We start from the raw sequence: 16,983 nt of genomic DNA, 5'->3' as shown, positions 1-16,983 counted from the left end.
AGTTTAACGCTAAGCGCTATAAAATACAAAAAGCCAGCAATGTCGCTGGCTTTTCTAGTTTTACATTACAAAAAGTGTAATTTAAGCGGCTTTTAACCCTTGGTTTATTGCCACTAAATCTTCACTTGTTAATGTTCCTGCTGCTTGTTTTAAGCGAAGGGTAGATAGTACATACCTATAACGCACATCAGCAAGGTTACGCTTTGCATTGTATAAGTTTTGTGTACTAACCAGTACGTCAACAATAGTTCGTGTGCCTACTTCAAAACCTGCTTCAGTTGCTTTAAGCGCACTTTGGGCCGAAACAACCGCTTGCTCTAGTGCTTTGTAAGTTGCAATATCTGAAACAACTTGGTTGTAAGATGTAATAACAGTGCGTGTTATAGCACGGTAATTTGTTTCATAATCTTGACTTGCAGCTACGTAAAATGCACGGGCTTGATTAGTTGCAGCAACCGTTGCACCACCCGAGTAGAGTGGGACGCTGAAGTTAATACCGACCGAGGATAAATCTTCACGCGGGCGGTTATTGAAACTCAAATTGTTTGTTGTTGTATCAGTCAGAGTGTCACCATAGCTAGCGTTTAGAGTTAGTTTTGGGTAATGCCCCGCTTTAGCTAGCTCAATTTGATCTCTTGCAATATCAACGGTTACTTTGGATACTTGTAAACTAATATTTTTATTTTCAGCGACTTTAACAAAATCTGAAGAAAGTTTAGCTGGCTTAGTTGTAGAGAAAGTATCGGTATTTAAAAAATCTAATTTTGCATGGTACTTACCCGTGATTTCACGAAGTTGCTCACGGGCTGTTTCTACTGCATTGCTTGCAATAATTTCTTGAGCTACTGAATTATCAAACTGTGCTTGTGCTTCGTGTACGTCTGTAATAGCTGTTAAGCCTACCGCATAGCGTTGTTTTGTTTGTTCAAGTTGGCGTTCAATAGCACGTTTTTCGGCTTCTATAAACTCAAGATTGTCAACCGCACTTAATACGTTAAAATAACCTTCAGCAACGCGTACAATTAAGTTTTGCTTAGCTGCATCGTATTGCGCGCTTGCTTGCAGAGCTTGTTTATCTGCAATATCTAATGAGTTCCAAGCGCCTAAATCAAATAAAGTTTGACTTAAACTTAAGCCTCGAGAAAACTCATCGTTATCAGTATTAAACTGATTAATAGCCGACAAATCTTCAGATTGTCTATAAGTGGTTGAATCAGTTTTTTTGTAACCCATGCTTAAACCAATTTGAGGTAATAATGCACTCATAGCACGATCACTTTCGTAAGATTGTGCATCTGCTTGGGCTTTTGCCTTTAAAACGGTAGGATCATTAGCTGTCGCTATTTCAAAAACGTTTAGTAAATCTTCAGCATTAGCTGCTGTTGAGCCTAGTGCACATGATAAACTAATCAGTGCCGCAAGAATGTTCTTTTTCATATGGGTTCAGTCCTTAGACAATTTTTATACTAAAAGCATGTTAACCTGTTTTACTTAATAAAAAAAAATTTTTTTGTAAAACTGCATGTTCAAATGTAACAGAATATATTAACGCATTTTAATCGTTTAGATATACAGGAAGTCGATGCATGGTAAGTAAAAGTTTGGTTAAATTTACACATAAAGATGTGAAAATAAAACCTGTAATAAATCTCTATAAAGGTTTTTTTCAGGTGAACTTATATCAGTTCGAACACGCATTATTTGCAGGTGGAAAATCAAAAACTATTCGTCGCGAAATATTAGAGCGCGGTGATGCTATTGCTGTATTGCCGTACGACCCAGTATCAGACACCATCCTTTTAATTGAGCAAATACGTATTGGCGCTATTAAAAGCAAGGACTCGCCATGGCTGCTAGAATGTATTGCTGGCATGACCGATGGTAGTGATGATTATGAAGCTGTCGTTAAAAAAGAAGCATTTGAAGAGGCTGGGCTTGAGTTAGATGAGTTGGAGTTTATGCTTTCATACTTATCAAGCCCCGGTGGCACAACTGAACGCCTACATTTGTATTTAGCACGCGCTGATTTAAGCCAAATAGAGTCGGGTGTTTATGGGCTGGAAACGGAAGGTGAAGACATAAAAACCCATATATTAACGGTTGATGATGCCTTAATTCGCCTCAATAACGGTGAAATGGATAATGCAGCAACGGTTATCTGTATGCAATGGCTTGCACTTAATCGCGAAAAGATGGCAAGTAAATGGGCATAAATTCTTACTAATATTATGGTGGTACTTTGATAGCACGATTAGCAACAAAACGATATATTCAAAGCCTCCCAAAGTATTTAACGCTTTGCGAGCATAATTATGTGCGACTATTAAAATTACTGCCTAGCGAGCGCAATATAGGAAGCATTCGTGAAGTAAAACTTGGCAACAGTGAGTTTGCTACAAAAATTGATGGTAGTGCAAAATACACTATGGATATTTCAATTAAGCAGTTAACAGGAATGGTTAAAGGCATAGCACCGCTTTACTTAACGGTTAGATTGTATCATGACGCTAAAGTAGCTGAGATTATTCATCACGATTATCATCAAAGGATAAAGCCATCTTATGGGTATCCTAACCCTAAAATGCATCAAAAAGATGAAAAATACCAACTTAACGCTTTTTTATATGATTGGCTTGTTGCCTGTGTTGAACACGGACAAGCGACCCTTAATTGGGATGTAAATAATGGCTTGGTTTGATGATAAACATACATTTAATAAATCGGTGCTGCGCATAGCGCATGTAACCGATTGCCATTTATTTGCCGATAAAGACGGTGAGTACTTTGGAGTAAACACTGCATCGCATTTTGAACAAGCACTAGCTCACATGGCTCAAAAACCACTTGATTGTGTGATATTTGGTGGTGATTTAACACAAGATCACAGCTTTGAGTCTTATCTATTGTTTAGTGAGCTGATACATAAAAGTGCATTAACATGTCCCGTATTCTGGTTGCCAGGTAATCACGATGAGATAACAATGCTTAACCGTATAAGTGGTGGGCAAATAAATAGTGCCAAACACATAGCGGCAAGCGGCATTGAGTTACTACTTATTAATTCGAAAGGTCCTACACCTGCTGGGTGGGTGACTGGCGCGCATTTAGATGAAACAACGGAGTGTTTGGTTCAATCAAGCAGTAAAAAGATCATATTTTGTCATCATAATCCGTTACCAATAAATGGCTACCTTGATAAGCACATGCTCGAAAATGGGCCTCAATTATTAAATGTACTGGTAAATAGTGGTAATATTATTGGGGTTTTCCATGGTCACGTTCATAATGAATATGAGCAAAGTTATAGAGAGTTAAGCGTGTTTGCAACACCGGCGAGTTCTACGCAGTTTAAAAAATACAGTGCCCAGTGGCAACAGCAAAACTGCGGCCCAGCTTATAGAATGCTTTATATAGATACAGAAAAAGATAAAATAGGCATGAAAACGGAAGTAGTATGGCTAAACGTGTAATTTATGTTCATGGTTTTAATAGCTCACATAAGTCATATAAAGCTGTGCGCTTTGGCGAGCTTATGGCACACTATGACGTTGATTATTGTGTACCGTGCCTAAACCATGAGCCTATACAAGCTATCATTAAGCTTGAGCAATTACTAACACCTAATACAGTATTATTAGGGAGCTCGTTAGGTGGTTTTTTTGCCACATATTTATCGCAGCGTTATCAAATTCCTGCAGTGGTTATTAATCCAGCGGTAGCACCATACAATTTATTACAAGCGTTACTTGGGCCAAACTATAATCCTTACCAAGATTATCATTATGATTTAAATAGCAGTCATATAAATGCCTTAAAAATACTGTCTGTAGATAAGCTAAAATACCCTGAGTTGCTGTATTTATTACAGCAAACCGGCGATGAAGTGCTTAATTTTCAACACGCAGTAAACTATTATTCACAATGCAAACAACGGGTAGAGTTTGGTGGCGATCATAGCTATACAGGTTTTGATAACACCTTTACCAGTATTGTAGATTTTCTTAAAATCACGTAAAACTAGCTAAGCATAGCCTTAGCGCATATAAAGATAAAAACTATGAGTGATCAAAATTATAACGCCGAAGCCATTGAAGTACTTAATGGATTAGATCCGGTAAAAAGACGCCCAGGGATGTACACCGATACCGTACGCCCGAATCATTTAGGCCAAGAGGTTATCGATAACAGTGTCGATGAAGCTATGGCTGGTCATGCCACACGTATCGACGTAATACTCCACGAAGATAACTCACTTGAAGTGAGCGATGACGGTCGTGGTATGCCTATTGATATCCACCCTGAGGAAGGTATTCCTGGGGTTGAGTTAATTTTCACTAAATTACACGCAGGTGGTAAGTTTTCTAATAAAAACTACCAATTTTCGGGTGGTTTACATGGTGTGGGTATTTCTGTAGTGAATGCGCTATCTACGCGCGTAGAAGTAACTGTACGACGAGACGCCCAGCAATACAGAATGGCATTTGAAAATGGCGATAAAGTAGAAGACTTGAGTGTCATAGGCACCGTCGGTAAACGCAATACGGGTACTACAGTGCGTTTTTGGGCTGATGTTAGCTACTTTGATTCACCAAACTATTCAATTACCAAGCTTAATCATTTATTAAAAGCCAAAGCGGTTTTATGCCCAGGTCTGCGTATTAAGTTTGTTAATAAGCAAACGAAAGAAACTCAAGAATGGTTTTACGAAACGGGTTTAAAAGATTACCTAATTGAAGCCGTTAAAGGTTTTGAAACATTACCACAAGACCCGTTTGTAGGTGAGTTTAAAAGCTCTATTGAAGGCGCTGATTGGGCTGTTGTATGGCTACCTGAGGGTGGAGAATCAATAGCTGAAAGTTACGTAAATCTTATTCCTACCGCGCAAGGTGGTACACATGTAAATGGTCTGCGCCAAGGTTTACTTGAAGCAATGCGTGAATTTTGTGAGTTTAGAAACTTACTCCCGCGTGGTGTAAAGCTAACGCCTGACGACATTTGGGAACGTTGTAGTTATGTATTGTCAGTTAAAATGCAAGATCCACAATTTGCAGGGCAAACCAAAGAAAAACTTTCATCACGTTCATGTGCCGCATTTGTATCGGGTGTTGTAAAAGATTCGTTTAGTTTATGGCTAAATGAACATACCGATACTGCAGAATTATTAGCTGAACTATGTATTTCAAACGCGCAAAGCCGTTTGCGTGCAGCTAAAAAAGTGGTACGTAAACGAGTTACTGCAGGCCCTGCATTACCAGGTAAACTAACCGATTGTAGTGCTGCCGATAACGATCGTACCGAATTGTTTTTAGTGGAAGGTGATTCTGCTGGTGGTTCTGCTAAACAAGCGCGAGACCGTGAGTTTCAGGCAATTATGCCGCTACGTGGTAAAATTTTGAATACGTGGGAAGTCGAATCAGGCCAAATATTAGCATCACAAGAAGTACACGATATTTCAGTGGCACTGGGAATTGATCCAGAATCAACCGATATGTCGGGACTGCGCTACAATAAAATTTGTATATTGGCCGATGCAGACTCGGATGGACTACACATTGCAACACTATTGTGTGCATTGTTTGTTCGCCATTTTCCAGAGTTAGTAAAAACAGGGCATGTGTATGTTGCAATGCCGCCATTATTTAGAATAGATATTGGTAAAGAAGTTTATTACGCACTAGATGAAGGCGAAAAAACCGCTATTTTAGCGCGTATAGAAGCAGAGAAGAAACGCGGAAAAGTAAACGTGCAACGATTCAAAGGTCTGGGTGAAATGAACCCACTGCAATTGCGCGAAACAACCATGGATCCTAATACGCGACGCTTAGTACAGCTTACGCTTGATGAAGAAATAGAAACCATGGAAATGATGGATATGCTGCTTGCTAAAAAACGATCGCCGGATCGTCGTCAATGGTTAGAAGATCATGGTAACAAGGCGCAAGTTTGATCGCCTGTGTTTAATACTGGGAGATATGAATGAATAAACTACTAGGAAGTTTGCTATTACTTGGGCTAACTACAGCTCCTGCAATGGCTAAAAATATACTCGATAAGCTCACCGTAGCACCGGGATTTGAAATAAGTTTATTTGCAAATGATGTAGAAAATGCGCGTCAAATAGCTGTTTCAAAAAAAGGTATTGTGTATGTTGGCTCTCGTAAAGCGGGCAATGTATACGCGCTTATTGATCATAATAGCGATGGCGTAGCAGATAAAAAAATTGTTGTTGCTAAAGGCTTAAACATGCCCTCTGGCATAGCGATTAAAGATGGCGATTTATATGTAGGCGAAGTGCATCGTATAATTCGCTTTAAAAATATTGATACCCAATTAAAAGAGCCAAAGTTTGATGTGGTTTATGGCGCATTACCGAGTGAGCGTCATCATGGTTGGAAATTTTTACGTTTTGCACCAACGGGAGAATTAATCATTCCAGTGGGTGTGCCGTGTAATATTTGTGCTGAAGATGAGCGTTTTGGCCGTATTTTTGCGCTTAATGTAGAAACAAAACAAATAAAAACAATAGCCAAGGGCGTTAGAAACACAGTGGGTTTTGATTTTCATCCAGCGACTCAAGCCTTATGGTTTAGTGATAACGGTCGCGACATGATGGGCGATGATATTCCACCTGATGAATTAAACCGCGCAACGCAAGAAGGTGAGCATTTTGGTTTTCCGTATGTTCATGCCGGTGCGATTATTGACCCTGAGTTTGGTGAAGGTAAAAACATTGCCGATTACACGTCGCCAGCACTTGCGCTTCCTGCGCATGTAGCGCCACTAGGTATTCATTTTTATAACGCTAAGCAATTTCCAGCAAGTTATAAGCACCAATTATTTGTTGCTGAACATGGCTCATGGAACCGTTCTAAAAAGGCAGGTTATAAAGTAGGGCTAGCAACAATTGAAGTAGGTCGCGTAACTAAATATACGCCATTTATTACTGGCTTTATGAAAGACGAAACAACATTTGGACGCCCTGTTGCATTTGCAGAATTAGGTGACGGCAGTCTGTTAGTAAGCGATGATTACGCCAATGTAATCTACCGTGTAAGCTATAAGAAAAACTAGGTAAGCTTTAATGAGTGATACAGATACCTTGCTAATGCAAGGAATTGAGCAACAAACAATGGGGCGTTTTACCGAAGACGCCTATTTAAATTATTCCATGTACGTGATCATGGACCGCGCCTTACCGCATGTAGGTGATGGTTTAAAACCAGTACAGCGTCGTATTATTTATGCGATGAGCGAACTGGGTTTGTCGGCTAATGCCAAGTACAAAAAATCAGCTCGTACCGTGGGTGACGTACTCGGTAAGTACCATCCACACGGCGACAGTGCATGTTACGAAGCGATGGTATTAATGGCGCAGCCGTTTTCTTACCGCTACCCTTTGGTAGATGGACAAGGAAACTGGGGCGCGGCAGATGACCCTAAATCGTTTGCAGCAATGCGTTATACCGAAGCGCGTTTATCTAAGTTTTCAGAAGTACTATTAAAAGAGCTTGGCCAAGGCACCGTCGATTGGACACCAAACTTTGATGGCACAATGGATGAACCAGTAGTACTGCCTTCTCGCTTACCGCATATTTTACTCAACGGTATAACGGGTATTGCCGTAGGTATGGCAACCGATATTCCGCCACATAACGTACGTGAAGTGGCTAGTGCATGTTGTTTATTACTTGATAAACCAAAAACAGAGCTTGAAGAATTACTTGAGCTTGTACATGCACCAGATTACCCAACAGATGCTGAAATAATTACCCCAAAAGCCGATATTCATAAAATATATAAAACCGGTCGTGGGTCTATCAAAATGCGTGCGGTTTACACCGAAGAGCATGGCGATATCGTTATTACAGCGCTGCCGCATCAATGTTCTGGTGGTAAAGTACTTGAGCAAATTGCAGCGCAAATGAACGCTAAAAAATTACCAATGATTGCTGATTTACGTGACGAGTCAGATCATGAAAATCCAACACGCATTGTAATTATTCCACGCTCAAACCGCATTAAAGCTGAGCCATTGATGGCGCATTTATTTGCAACCACCGATCTTGAAAAAAATTACCGCGTAAACTTAAACATGCTAGGCCTAGATGGTCGCCCGCAAGTTAAAGACTTGCGCTGTATTTTAAGTGAGTGGCTAACATTTAGACGCGAAACAGTGCGCCGTCGTTTGCAGTATCGCTTAGATAAAGTATTAGCGCGTTTGCATATTTTAGAAGGTTTATTAGCCGCCTTTTTAAATATTGATGAAGTGATTGAAATCATCCGCAGTGAAGATAAACCAAAGCCTGTACTAATGGAGCGCTTTGATTTAACTGATACGCAAGCAGAAGCTATTTTAGAATTAAAACTTCGTCATTTAGCAAAACTTGAAGAGTTTAAAATTCGCGGTGAGCAAGATGAACTAGCCAAAGAGCGTGATAAATTAGCGCAAATACTTGGCTCAGAACGTCGTATGTCGACACTGCTGAAAAAAGAAATTCAAGAAGCCGCTGAAATGTACGGTGATGATCGTCGCTCGCCAGTGATTGAGCGTTCAGAAGCGAAAGCACTTAACGAAAAAGATTTAATTCCATCAGAGTCAGTTACTGTCGTGCTATCAGATAAAGGCTGGGCACGCGTTGGTAAAGGCCATGATTTAGATGTACAAGGCTTAAATTATCGTTCAGGTGATGGCTTTAGAGCCTCGGCTCGGGGTAAGAGCAATCAACCGGCTGTATTTTTAGATTCAGCAGGGCGGGCATTTGCAACCGATGCGCACAGTCTGCCTTCGGCGCGTAGCCAAGGCGAACCAATGACAGGTCGTTTTAACTTAACACCAGGTGCTAATTTTGAGCACGTGGTAATGAGTGAAGACGAGCAAGTCTTACTTATGGCGTCAGATGCAGGTTACGGCTTTATTACCGACTTTAAAGATTTAGTGAGTAAAAATAAAAATGGTAAAGCGCTGGTAAGTGTTCCTAAAGGTGGCATATTACTTTCTCCTATTAGGGTGAACGATGTTGCTAGCGATTACTGTATGGCTATTTCTAACGAAGGTCGAATGCTTTTATTCCCACTGCGAGACTTACCAAAATTAGGTAAGGGTAAAGGTAATAAAATCATTTCTATACCAGGTGCTAAAGTACAAGCCCGTGAAGAGTTTGTAAAAGTGCTAGCTGTTGTGCCATTAGGAAGCAGTGTTACGCTTCATGCTGGTAAGCGTAAACTAACACTTAAACCAAGTGATTTAGAGCATTATCATGGTGAGCGAGGTCGTCGTGGTAATAAGTTACCACGTGGCTTACAGCGTGTTGACGAAGCCGTTGTTGAGCTAACTCCTCAAGATGATGAGCCAATAGAAGCCATTAACGAAGAGTAATCAATTACTTTTTGTATAATTAGAAACGGTCTGCATTTGCAGGCCGTTTTTGTTTTAAAATAAAGCACTTAAAGTTTTTCAGCGTACACTTGTGCGCTATTGTCTCGTTTGTGTCACAAAATAACGCTATAATAGTTGTAACTGATTTTTGGAGAAGCCGATTTGCTCGCTGTTATACGTATTTTTATTATGCTGCTATTTATACTATTGAGTTGTTTTTTTGGCTTACTATTGTCGTTAGTAAGGCCATTTCATCCCAATAACGTACACATTATAGCGGGCTGGTTTGGCTCAATGGCTAAAATGATTGGTGTTAAATTAGTTTTAACACGTCATAAAGATGCTGTTGATATTGGTCCTGCCGTTTATGTTGCTAATCATCAAAATAGCTACGATTTATTTACAGTGCCAGCAATGGTGCCCAAAAACTGCGTAAGTTTAGGCAAAAAGAGCTTAAAGTGGATTCCATTTTTTGGTCAGCTTTATTGGCTTTCGGGTAATATTTTAATTGATCGGGCAAATCGTTCAAAAGCAGCAGGTACAATCTCGAAAGCTGCTGAAAAAATAAAGAAAGATGGGTTGTCTGTTTGGGTATTTGCCGAAGGCACACGCAGTTATGGAAGAGGGTTGCTACCGTTCAAAACAGGGGCTTTTCATACTGCTATGAGTGCTGAAGTACCAATAGTCCCAGTGTGTATGAATACAACACATAAAACCATTAAGCTAAATCGTTGGGATAATGGTACAATCTACATTGAAATGTTAGCGCCTATATCACTTGATGAAAGTATTAGCGCGCGCGAGCACGCCCAAAATGTACACAATATTATGGCTGCTAAAATAACTGAATTAGATGCTCAAGTGAGAGATAAATAATGGAAAACTGGCGTGAAATAAGTGAAGACATTGTATCTTCATTACTCGAAGACGGATCTGATCCTGAAATACTTTATGAAGTAGAGCACCACTTTGTGTGTGAAGATTTCCCTAAATTGGAACAAGCAGCCCTTGCTGCGTTCAAATTGGGTTACGATGTTGAAGAGCCTGCAGAGCTTGAGCTTGAAGATGGCAGTAAAATTTGGAGTTTTGACATCGTTGTTGAAGCCGAACTTGATGTAGACGTGATAATGGAAGACGTTGATAAATTAGCGCAATTAGCCGTCGAATGTGAAGTAGAATATGATGGTTGGGGCACTTACTTTCAAGAGTAGTTAGCTGCACAACCATAAATAAAAGGCGAGCATTATAGATGCTTGCCTTTTTTAATGTCTTTTGAAAGTGAGTATTATCGAGGTGTGTGATACCAATCCGCAATAGTGCTTAATCAATTTGAGGGATTAAATCTGACGCTAATTGTGTTAAAAATATCTGATATACGACTACATGGTTGCAGAAGGTAGAGTAATGTAAGAACAATTAGTTATAACAACTAAATAACTAACTTTTTGTTTTGTTATCGACACGGTTTTTACCTCAAAACAGGTCACTTAATTAAGTGAATTGGTATTAGTTCAATGCAGTTAGCGCTGAAAATAACTGCTTGAGATAGATTTATTATCCAGAGTTCAAGGTGACTTAGTAAAAGATCCAGCATTACCCTACTGTCTTACATCTACACAAAATGAGTAGAAGCCGAGCAAAGCTTCTGTGTCCAGAACATTCACCTTAACTATAGTCATATAGACAAAAAACAAAGAATCAATCGACCTAGGGCGAACTCAAAGGGCTGATAATGTGTGGTATTTATGTTGTGTTATCGCCTATTTAGGGGAAATAACCACACACTATAGGCTCTGCCTAAAAAAATACATTGCTGTAAATTTAACCTCGAAAGATAAATAAGTTTTAATACCTCACTAAAATAGGTGAAATGTATGAAAGTGATAACTGAATTTTTTATTTTCTTAATAAACTTCATGTACAGGTTAAGGCTTGCTTAAGTGTATTAGTATCTATTTTTTAAAGCATTGACCGTTCGAGCCACATGAATAATTCACTTGCTGCGTTAACTCCCCATTTGAACCTGTATTTTTTACCTTGTTATTAAACCATTTACCCATTGCTTAATTTATTAATGCAACGGGTACGAAGTTTCATGTTTAGAGCATTCTCTATGTTGCCATTGTTAAGTGACTTTTTATCTTATATTTACTTTAAGTAAGTTTAATTGGTCAACCAGTGTTGGCGTGGTATTTATAAAAAAGACTAGACCAGTGTTTTTGTTTATGCAAATTTTTAAATTGTATTTTATTGGTATACCAATTTTTTGTGTTTTTGATACTTATTCATTATTTTAAAAAATTTAAATTCTATCATTTTTATATTTTAATTAATGTTAGTTATTGTTTTAAATCATTTTTAGTATGTATTTAATCAAAAATAGAAATGGTATTAATACTTATTACCTATTGAATTAATTATTGCAAATTTATTTCAAGAGATATAACTTGTGTCTCGCCACACTGGCAATATCAATTGGTAATTTATTTTTGTAAGTCCAATTGTTGGTTTTTATCTAAAATTAAATTACCAGTTACACAAACACAAGTTGAAACCTGTTTACAGGCGGTGATCTAGGTTCGGTGGAAATGCCACTAAACTGGGCAGTTAGATTATTTTCATGTGCAGGTTCGGAGAAATGAAGATAATGATTAATCAAAAATCCCTATTTATTTTTGCAATAATGACTACAAGCTCAAGTTTTTTGCAAGCAGCAACGATTAATAATGCTGGTTTTGAAGACGGCTGGAGTAATTGGAATGAAGTCGAACCAGCAGCTATTTCGGGAAGTGCTTACAAAGGATCCAAATCCTTAAAAATTCAAGGTAGCCCTGGTCGTGTACATCAAGTTGTTGATATAGAAAGAAACACTCAATACACATTAAGTGCGTACGTACTAGGCAAAGGTGAAATTGGAGTCAATGATCTGAATGGTTTGTTTAAAAGCGAGAAGTTTGATGTTTCTTCGTGGACTAAAGTATCTAAAACCTTTACTTCTGCGAATACGGATTCATTACAAGTTTTTGCTAAACATAATAATAGTTCGAATGATGTACGTTTTGATGATTTTACGCTAAGCAGTGGCGGCTCTGGTGGGGGTGACACTGGCGGCGGTGATACTGGTGGCGGAAGTAATATTCCAAGCAGTATTACAAGTGGTAGTATTTTTGATTTAGAGGGGGATAATCCTAATCCATTGGTTAACGATAGCACATTAGTATTTGTGCCATTAGAAGCGCAACATATTACGCCTAATGGAAATGGTTGGCGTCATGAGTATAAAGTTAAATCTAATTTACGTGTTGCGATGACTGACACTTACGAAGTATTTGAAGCTAATGTTAAAGTTGAAATGTCCGATGGTGGAAAAACTATTGTTGCCCAACACCATGCAAGTGATACAGGCACTATTATGAAAGTGTATGTGTCTGATTCGTCAGAGTCAGGTTTTGATGATAGTACTGCAAATAATGGTGTTTTTGACGTGTATGTACGTTTGCGTAACACCAGTGGTAATGAAGAAAAGTTTGCACTAGGTACTATAACCAGTGGTGGTTCATTTAATTTAAAAGTTGTGAATAATTACGGTGATGTTGATGTAACCGCACTTGGCAGTACTTTTGGTATTCCGGTCGAAGATGATTCCGAATCTTACTTCAAATTTGGTAACTACCTACAATCGCAAGACCCATATACATTAGATAATTGTGGTGAATCGGGTAATTCAAACTCCTTTAAAGAGTGCTTTAAGGATTTAGGTATTACTAAATCTAAAATCACAATGACAAATGTTAGCTATACTCGAGTAACTAAATAATTAAGTATTATTTATAAAGCCACTTTAATTCAAAGTAGAGTGGCTTTTATACTCGTTGATAGTATATGAATTTAATTTATAACCATTTTTTGTTTTTAAAGTAAATGCCAATACTGCCCGTTAATACGATTAAAAAAACCACAAATAACGTAAATGCATATGGACTCTCTGTGCCAGGTATGCCCCCTACGTTCACACCTAATAAGCCAGTTAAAAACCCCAGAGGTAAGAATAAAGCAGCGACAACCGACATGACGTACATGCGCTGATTTAATTGCTCAGACACTTGGTTTGTGATTGTTTGTTGAATAATTTGTGCCCGCTCTATGGAACTATCTAGCTCTTCTAGATAGCGAATAAGCAAATTTGTCGTTTCATTTAACTTTGCTTTATCGTCATCAAATAACCATGGATAGTGGTTGTTCACCATACTGCTTAATGCTTCTTTTTGCGGCCTTAAGTAGCGCTTTAAGGCGATTGTTTGGCGACGCAGTTGCGATAACCCTTGGTTATCAAAAGGTTTACTTGGTTCGTCTATTTCTTCTTCAAAATCATCTAATGTTTCATCAAGCGAATCAATGACGCTTTGCATTCGTGATATCAATTTTTGTGCTATTGCGCATACTAATTCTGATATGTTGCATGGGCCGGTATTACTACTAAACGATGTTAAAATATCTTGAATTGATAATAATCGACGTTTACGTGTCGTAATTACAATATCTTCATTAATGAAAAAGCGAATTGATACCATATCTTCAGGGCTTTGCGCCGGGTTTAAATTCACCCCGCGTAAAAATAGCATGTGACCATTTGTGGCAGATGTAATACGTGGGCGAGTCTCATCTGCGGTTAACGACTCTAGCTCGTAATCGGTTAAAAACTCACAATTTTTAAGCCATGTAACGACTTCTGTTTGACTGTAATCCATGTGTACCCAAAGCTTACCCTGTCCAGGTTTCCAATTATGTAGCTCATCAGTGTTTGAAATGGGGCGTGCACCACCTCGTTCGTCAAGAACTAGGGCGTGGAGTAAACCATTAATCATATTAGTTTCTCATAATAGTGTATTTTTAATACTGTTAACTATAGTGTATCTACTTAATCAAAATAGACTTATCTTTATTTTTAATAAGTTAGTTTTTAAATTAATAAAGCATAAATTTGGTGTGAATTAAATTGCTAGCAAACCAAGATAGTTAACTGTGCAGTAGAAAAATATAGTGAAGTTTGCGGTCGATATTTATCAATCAAATTCACTTGTCGACGGGATAAATTTATTTTGTTGGTGTTTTTTTACCTGTAGCGTATAAGTCACTTTTTTATTAAGGGCACATTTATGACGACAAAGATCACTATTGGTTGGCGTGAGTGGTTGAGCTTACCTGAACTGGGTATTGAGCGAATAAAAGCTAAAATTGATACAGGCGCTCGTACATCATGTATTCATGCTATTAACATTGAAGAGTACGAAGTTGATGGAGAAAAATGGGTTAAGTTTACAGCCCAGCCATTGCAAGATGATGAACAAACGAAAATCACTTGTAATGCAAAGGTTAAAAAAATAAAAAACGTAACAAGCTCAAGTGGACAAAAAGAATTACGTTATTTTATAGAAACAACATTGCATGCGGGTAAGCATAGCTGGCCTATAGAGATGACTTTAACCAGTCGAGCAACAATGAAGTTTAGAATGTTATTAGGGCGTACAGCCATGGAAAATCGTGTCATTGTTGACACGGCTTTATCTCATTTATTATAAAAGTATTGAATTTTATGTTTGAAAATCAGCCATAAATAATTAATGCATACAATTTAGTTAAGGTTTTAACTATGAAAATCGGTATTTTATCTCGTAACAAAAAATTATATTCAACACGTCGTTTAATCGAAGCGGCAGAAGCGCGTGGCCATGAAGTTAAAGTAATCGACGCACTACGCTGCTATATGAATATAAATTCAGAGCAACCAGAAATTCACTATCGCGGTGAAAATTTAAAAGAATTTGACGCAATCGTCCCGCGTATTGGTGCATCGGTTACATTTTATGGTTGCTCGGTACTTCGTCAGTTTGAAATGATGGGTGTCTACCCTGTAAACGAATCCGTGGCAATTTCTCGTTCGCGCGACAAATTGCGCTCGCTTCAGTTACTTTCGCGCAAAGGCGTTGGTATGCCAGTAACAGGTTTTGCTAGCAAACCAGATGATGTAAAAGACTTACTAGAAATGGTAGGCGGTGCACCTGTTGTAATTAAATTACTTGAAGGTACACAGGGCATTGGTGTTGTACTTGCTGAGACGCGTAAAGCGGCTGAAAGTGTTATTGAAGCATTTATGGGCTTAAAAGCTAATATTATGGTTCAGGAATATATTAAAGAGGCAGGTGGTGCAGATATTCGTTGTTTCGTATTGGGCGATAAAGTAATTGCAGCAATGAAGCGCCAAGCACAAGAAGGTGAGTTCCGTTCTAATCTTCACCGTGGTGGTAGCGCGACATTAGTACGTATTACTCCTGAGGAGCGTAAAACAGCAGTTGCAGCCGCTAAATCAATGGGCTTAAATGTGGCTGGTGTCGATTTACTTCGCTCATCTCGTGGGCCACTTGTGATGGAAGTAAACTCATCACCTGGTCTTGAGGGTATTGAGATCGCAACAGGTAAAGATATTGCAGGTATGGTGATTGACTTCATCGAAAAGAATGCTTCAAGTAAAGGAACAGCAACACGTGGCAAAGGTTAAAATTAACCGTCCTTTTACCTTATTAGGTGAACAGATTGGCGTAGGCGAGCGTAAAACGCTTGCCTTAGAAGCCGCAAAGCTTTACACCCATTCACCACTTAATATTCCTATAGAAGTGGTGAATGGTGTAATGGAAGGACCTGTGCTAATGGTCTGTGCTGCTATTCATGGTGATGAATTAAATGGCGTAGAAGTTGTACGCCAGTTACTTGCTAAAATAGATCCTAGTCAGTTACGTGGCACGTTAATCGCTGTGCCTATTGTGAATGTGTTTGGCTTTATTCATAAATCGCGTTACTTACCAGATCGACGTGATATGAACCGCAGTTTTCCAGGCTCTGAACGTGGCTCGTTAGCAGGACGTATGGCTTATATGTTTTTTAATCAAGTAGCAGTACATTGTACGCATATCATTGATTTACATACGGGGGCTATTCACCGGACTAATTTGCCACAAATTCGTGCTAATTTAGCAGATGAAGCAACAGCTGAAATGGCTAAAGCATTTGGCACGCCAGCGGTTATAGATGCATCACTGCGTAATGGCTCTCTTCGCAGCGAAGCGGCTAACTTAGGCATACCTGTTATAACCTATGAAGCAGGTGAAGCACTACGATTTGATCCTATTGCAATTGCAGCCGGTGTGCAGGGCGTTGATTATGTTATGCGTCATTTAAAAATGATTCGTGGCAAACGCCCGAAAAAATTACCAGATCCGATTATTGCAGGTTCTACAAGTTGGATACGCGCAGAAGTTGATGGCATTGTACGTGCTCAAGTATCATTGGGCGAACGTGTAATTAAGGGCCAAATACTTGCTTATATTAGTAGTCCGTTGGGTGACTCTGAACTTGAGCTTTTAGCACCTAAAGGTGGGATTGTTATTGGCCAACAAACGATGCCATTAGTAAATGAGGGTGATGCAGTCTTTCATCTAGCTTACTTTGCGAGTGACAATGGTTTAGTTGAGCAGCAGCTAGAGAGCTTTATAGACGAAATAAATGATTTAGATGACGAACTTAAAACTGCGGAACTAAATAATTAATCGTTA

Annotated in this window: 15 protein-coding genes; 13 read left to right on the top strand and 2 right to left on the bottom strand. The window is 38.8% G+C overall.

Annotated features, from left to right (window positions below; genetic code table 11):
- Positions 1–81 precede the first annotated feature (81 nt).
- Positions 82–1,437 carry an outer membrane channel protein TolC gene (tolC, locus tag AOR04_RS14850; protein ID WP_033031395.1) on the bottom strand — a complete coding sequence of 452 codons (1,356 nt, stop codon included), beginning with the start codon at positions 1,435–1,437 and terminating at the stop codon, positions 82–84.
- Between the two features lie 149 nt (positions 1,438–1,586).
- Between tolC and AOR04_RS14845 the strand changes: the two genes are divergently transcribed.
- The 10 genes from AOR04_RS14845 to AOR04_RS14800 all read left to right on the top strand — a co-directional run bounded on the left by AOR04_RS14845 (position 1,587) and on the right by AOR04_RS14800 (position 13,193).
- Entirely contained in the window at positions 1,587–2,213 is a 627-nt protein-coding gene (locus AOR04_RS14845; protein ID WP_096793767.1) for an NUDIX domain-containing protein, read from the top strand.
- A gap of 26 nt (positions 2,214–2,239) precedes the next feature.
- Positions 2,240–2,698, top strand: a complete 459-nt coding sequence (locus tag AOR04_RS14840) for a DUF1249 domain-containing protein (RefSeq protein ID WP_096793766.1) — start codon at positions 2,240–2,242, stop codon at positions 2,696–2,698.
- The gene (locus tag AOR04_RS14835; RefSeq protein ID WP_096793765.1) at positions 2,685–3,470 is read left to right on the top strand and encodes a metallophosphoesterase; all 786 of its coding nucleotides are present in this window, start codon (positions 2,685–2,687) and stop codon (positions 3,468–3,470) included. The genes AOR04_RS14840 and AOR04_RS14835 overlap by 14 nt, the downstream gene beginning before the upstream one ends.
- Entirely contained in the window at positions 3,455–4,015 is a 561-nt protein-coding gene (locus tag AOR04_RS14830; protein WP_096793764.1) for a YqiA/YcfP family alpha/beta fold hydrolase, read from the top strand. The genes AOR04_RS14835 and AOR04_RS14830 overlap by 16 nt, the downstream gene beginning before the upstream one ends.
- 42 nt (positions 4,016–4,057) lie before the next feature.
- Entirely contained in the window at positions 4,058–5,947 is a 1,890-nt protein-coding gene (gene parE / locus AOR04_RS14825; RefSeq protein ID WP_008136372.1) for a DNA topoisomerase IV subunit B, read from the top strand.
- A gap of 29 nt (positions 5,948–5,976) precedes the next feature.
- Positions 5,977–7,071, top strand: a complete 1,095-nt coding sequence (locus AOR04_RS14820; protein ID WP_008136373.1) for a PQQ-dependent sugar dehydrogenase — start codon at positions 5,977–5,979, stop codon at positions 7,069–7,071.
- Between the two features lie 10 nt (positions 7,072–7,081).
- The gene (gene parC / locus AOR04_RS14815) at positions 7,082–9,376 is read left to right on the top strand and encodes a DNA topoisomerase IV subunit A (protein ID WP_007376505.1); all 2,295 of its coding nucleotides are present in this window, start codon (positions 7,082–7,084) and stop codon (positions 9,374–9,376) included.
- Between the two features lie 162 nt (positions 9,377–9,538).
- A complete protein-coding gene (locus tag AOR04_RS14810) occupies positions 9,539–10,252 on the top strand; it encodes a 1-acylglycerol-3-phosphate O-acyltransferase (RefSeq protein ID WP_007376504.1) in 714 nt (237 codons plus the stop codon).
- Positions 10,252–10,587, top strand: a complete 336-nt coding sequence (gene rraB, locus AOR04_RS14805; protein WP_007376503.1) for a ribonuclease E inhibitor RraB — start codon at positions 10,252–10,254, stop codon at positions 10,585–10,587. The genes AOR04_RS14810 and rraB overlap by 1 nt, the downstream gene beginning before the upstream one ends.
- 1,436 nt (positions 10,588–12,023) lie before the next feature.
- Positions 12,024–13,193: a polysaccharide lyase family 7 protein gene (locus AOR04_RS14800; RefSeq protein WP_007376502.1), complete on the top strand. Its 1,170-nt coding sequence runs from the start codon at positions 12,024–12,026 to the stop codon at positions 13,191–13,193.
- Between the two features lie 76 nt (positions 13,194–13,269).
- Here the strand turns inward: AOR04_RS14800 and AOR04_RS14795 are convergent, their stop codons facing one another.
- On the bottom strand, positions 13,270–14,241 hold the full coding sequence (locus AOR04_RS14795; RefSeq protein WP_096793763.1) for a zinc transporter ZntB: 972 nt from the start codon (positions 14,239–14,241) through the stop codon (positions 13,270–13,272).
- 291 nt (positions 14,242–14,532) lie between these two features.
- Here AOR04_RS14795 and AOR04_RS14790 point away from each other — a divergent pair, with 291 nt between their 5' ends.
- The 3 genes from AOR04_RS14790 to AOR04_RS14780 all read left to right on the top strand — a co-directional run bounded on the left by AOR04_RS14790 (position 14,533) and on the right by AOR04_RS14780 (position 16,977).
- Complete coding sequence (locus AOR04_RS14790; RefSeq protein WP_007376500.1) at positions 14,533–14,955, top strand: ATP-dependent zinc protease family protein; 423 nt, start codon at positions 14,533–14,535, stop codon at positions 14,953–14,955.
- Positions 14,956–15,026: 71 nt separating this feature from the next.
- Complete coding sequence (gene rimK, locus AOR04_RS14785; protein ID WP_007376499.1) at positions 15,027–15,932, top strand: 30S ribosomal protein S6--L-glutamate ligase; 906 nt, start codon at positions 15,027–15,029, stop codon at positions 15,930–15,932.
- The gene (locus AOR04_RS14780; RefSeq protein WP_007376498.1) at positions 15,919–16,977 is read left to right on the top strand and encodes a succinylglutamate desuccinylase/aspartoacylase family protein; all 1,059 of its coding nucleotides are present in this window, start codon (positions 15,919–15,921) and stop codon (positions 16,975–16,977) included. The genes rimK and AOR04_RS14780 overlap by 14 nt, the downstream gene beginning before the upstream one ends.
- The last annotated feature ends 6 nt before the right edge of the window (positions 16,978–16,983 follow it).

Origin of the sequence: Pseudoalteromonas sp. 1_2015MBL_MicDiv, from assembly GCF_002407505.1 — a bacterium.
GTDB lineage: Bacteria > Pseudomonadota > Gammaproteobacteria > Enterobacterales > Alteromonadaceae > Pseudoalteromonas > Pseudoalteromonas fuliginea.
The sequence above is the reverse complement of the archived record's forward strand: the minus strand, read 5'-3'. Positions and strand labels throughout refer to the sequence as shown.

Bases quoted from the DNA above. Each gene is read 5' to 3' on its own strand.
- tolC (WP_033031395.1), bottom strand. From the start codon at position 1,437: ATGAAAAAGAACATTCTTGCGGCACTGATTAGTTTATCATGTGCACTA.
- AOR04_RS14845 (WP_096793767.1), top strand. From the start codon at position 1,587: ATGGTAAGTAAAAGTTTGGTTAAATTTACACATAAAGATGTGAAAATA.
- AOR04_RS14835 (WP_096793765.1), top strand. From the start codon at position 2,685: ATGGCTTGGTTTGATGATAAACATACATTTAATAAATCGGTGCTGCGC.
- AOR04_RS14830 (WP_096793764.1), top strand. From the start codon at position 3,455: ATGGCTAAACGTGTAATTTATGTTCATGGTTTTAATAGCTCACATAAG.
- parE (WP_008136372.1), top strand. From the start codon at position 4,058: ATGAGTGATCAAAATTATAACGCCGAAGCCATTGAAGTACTTAATGGA.
- AOR04_RS14820 (WP_008136373.1), top strand. From the start codon at position 5,977: ATGAATAAACTACTAGGAAGTTTGCTATTACTTGGGCTAACTACAGCT.
- parC (WP_007376505.1), top strand. From the start codon at position 7,082: ATGAGTGATACAGATACCTTGCTAATGCAAGGAATTGAGCAACAAACA.
- rraB (WP_007376503.1), top strand. From the start codon at position 10,252: ATGGAAAACTGGCGTGAAATAAGTGAAGACATTGTATCTTCATTACTC.
- AOR04_RS14800 (WP_007376502.1), top strand. From the start codon at position 12,024: ATGATTAATCAAAAATCCCTATTTATTTTTGCAATAATGACTACAAGC.
- AOR04_RS14795 (WP_096793763.1), bottom strand. From the start codon at position 14,241: ATGATTAATGGTTTACTCCACGCCCTAGTTCTTGACGAACGAGGTGGT.
- AOR04_RS14790 (WP_007376500.1), top strand. From the start codon at position 14,533: ATGACGACAAAGATCACTATTGGTTGGCGTGAGTGGTTGAGCTTACCT.
- rimK (WP_007376499.1), top strand. From the start codon at position 15,027: ATGAAAATCGGTATTTTATCTCGTAACAAAAAATTATATTCAACACGT.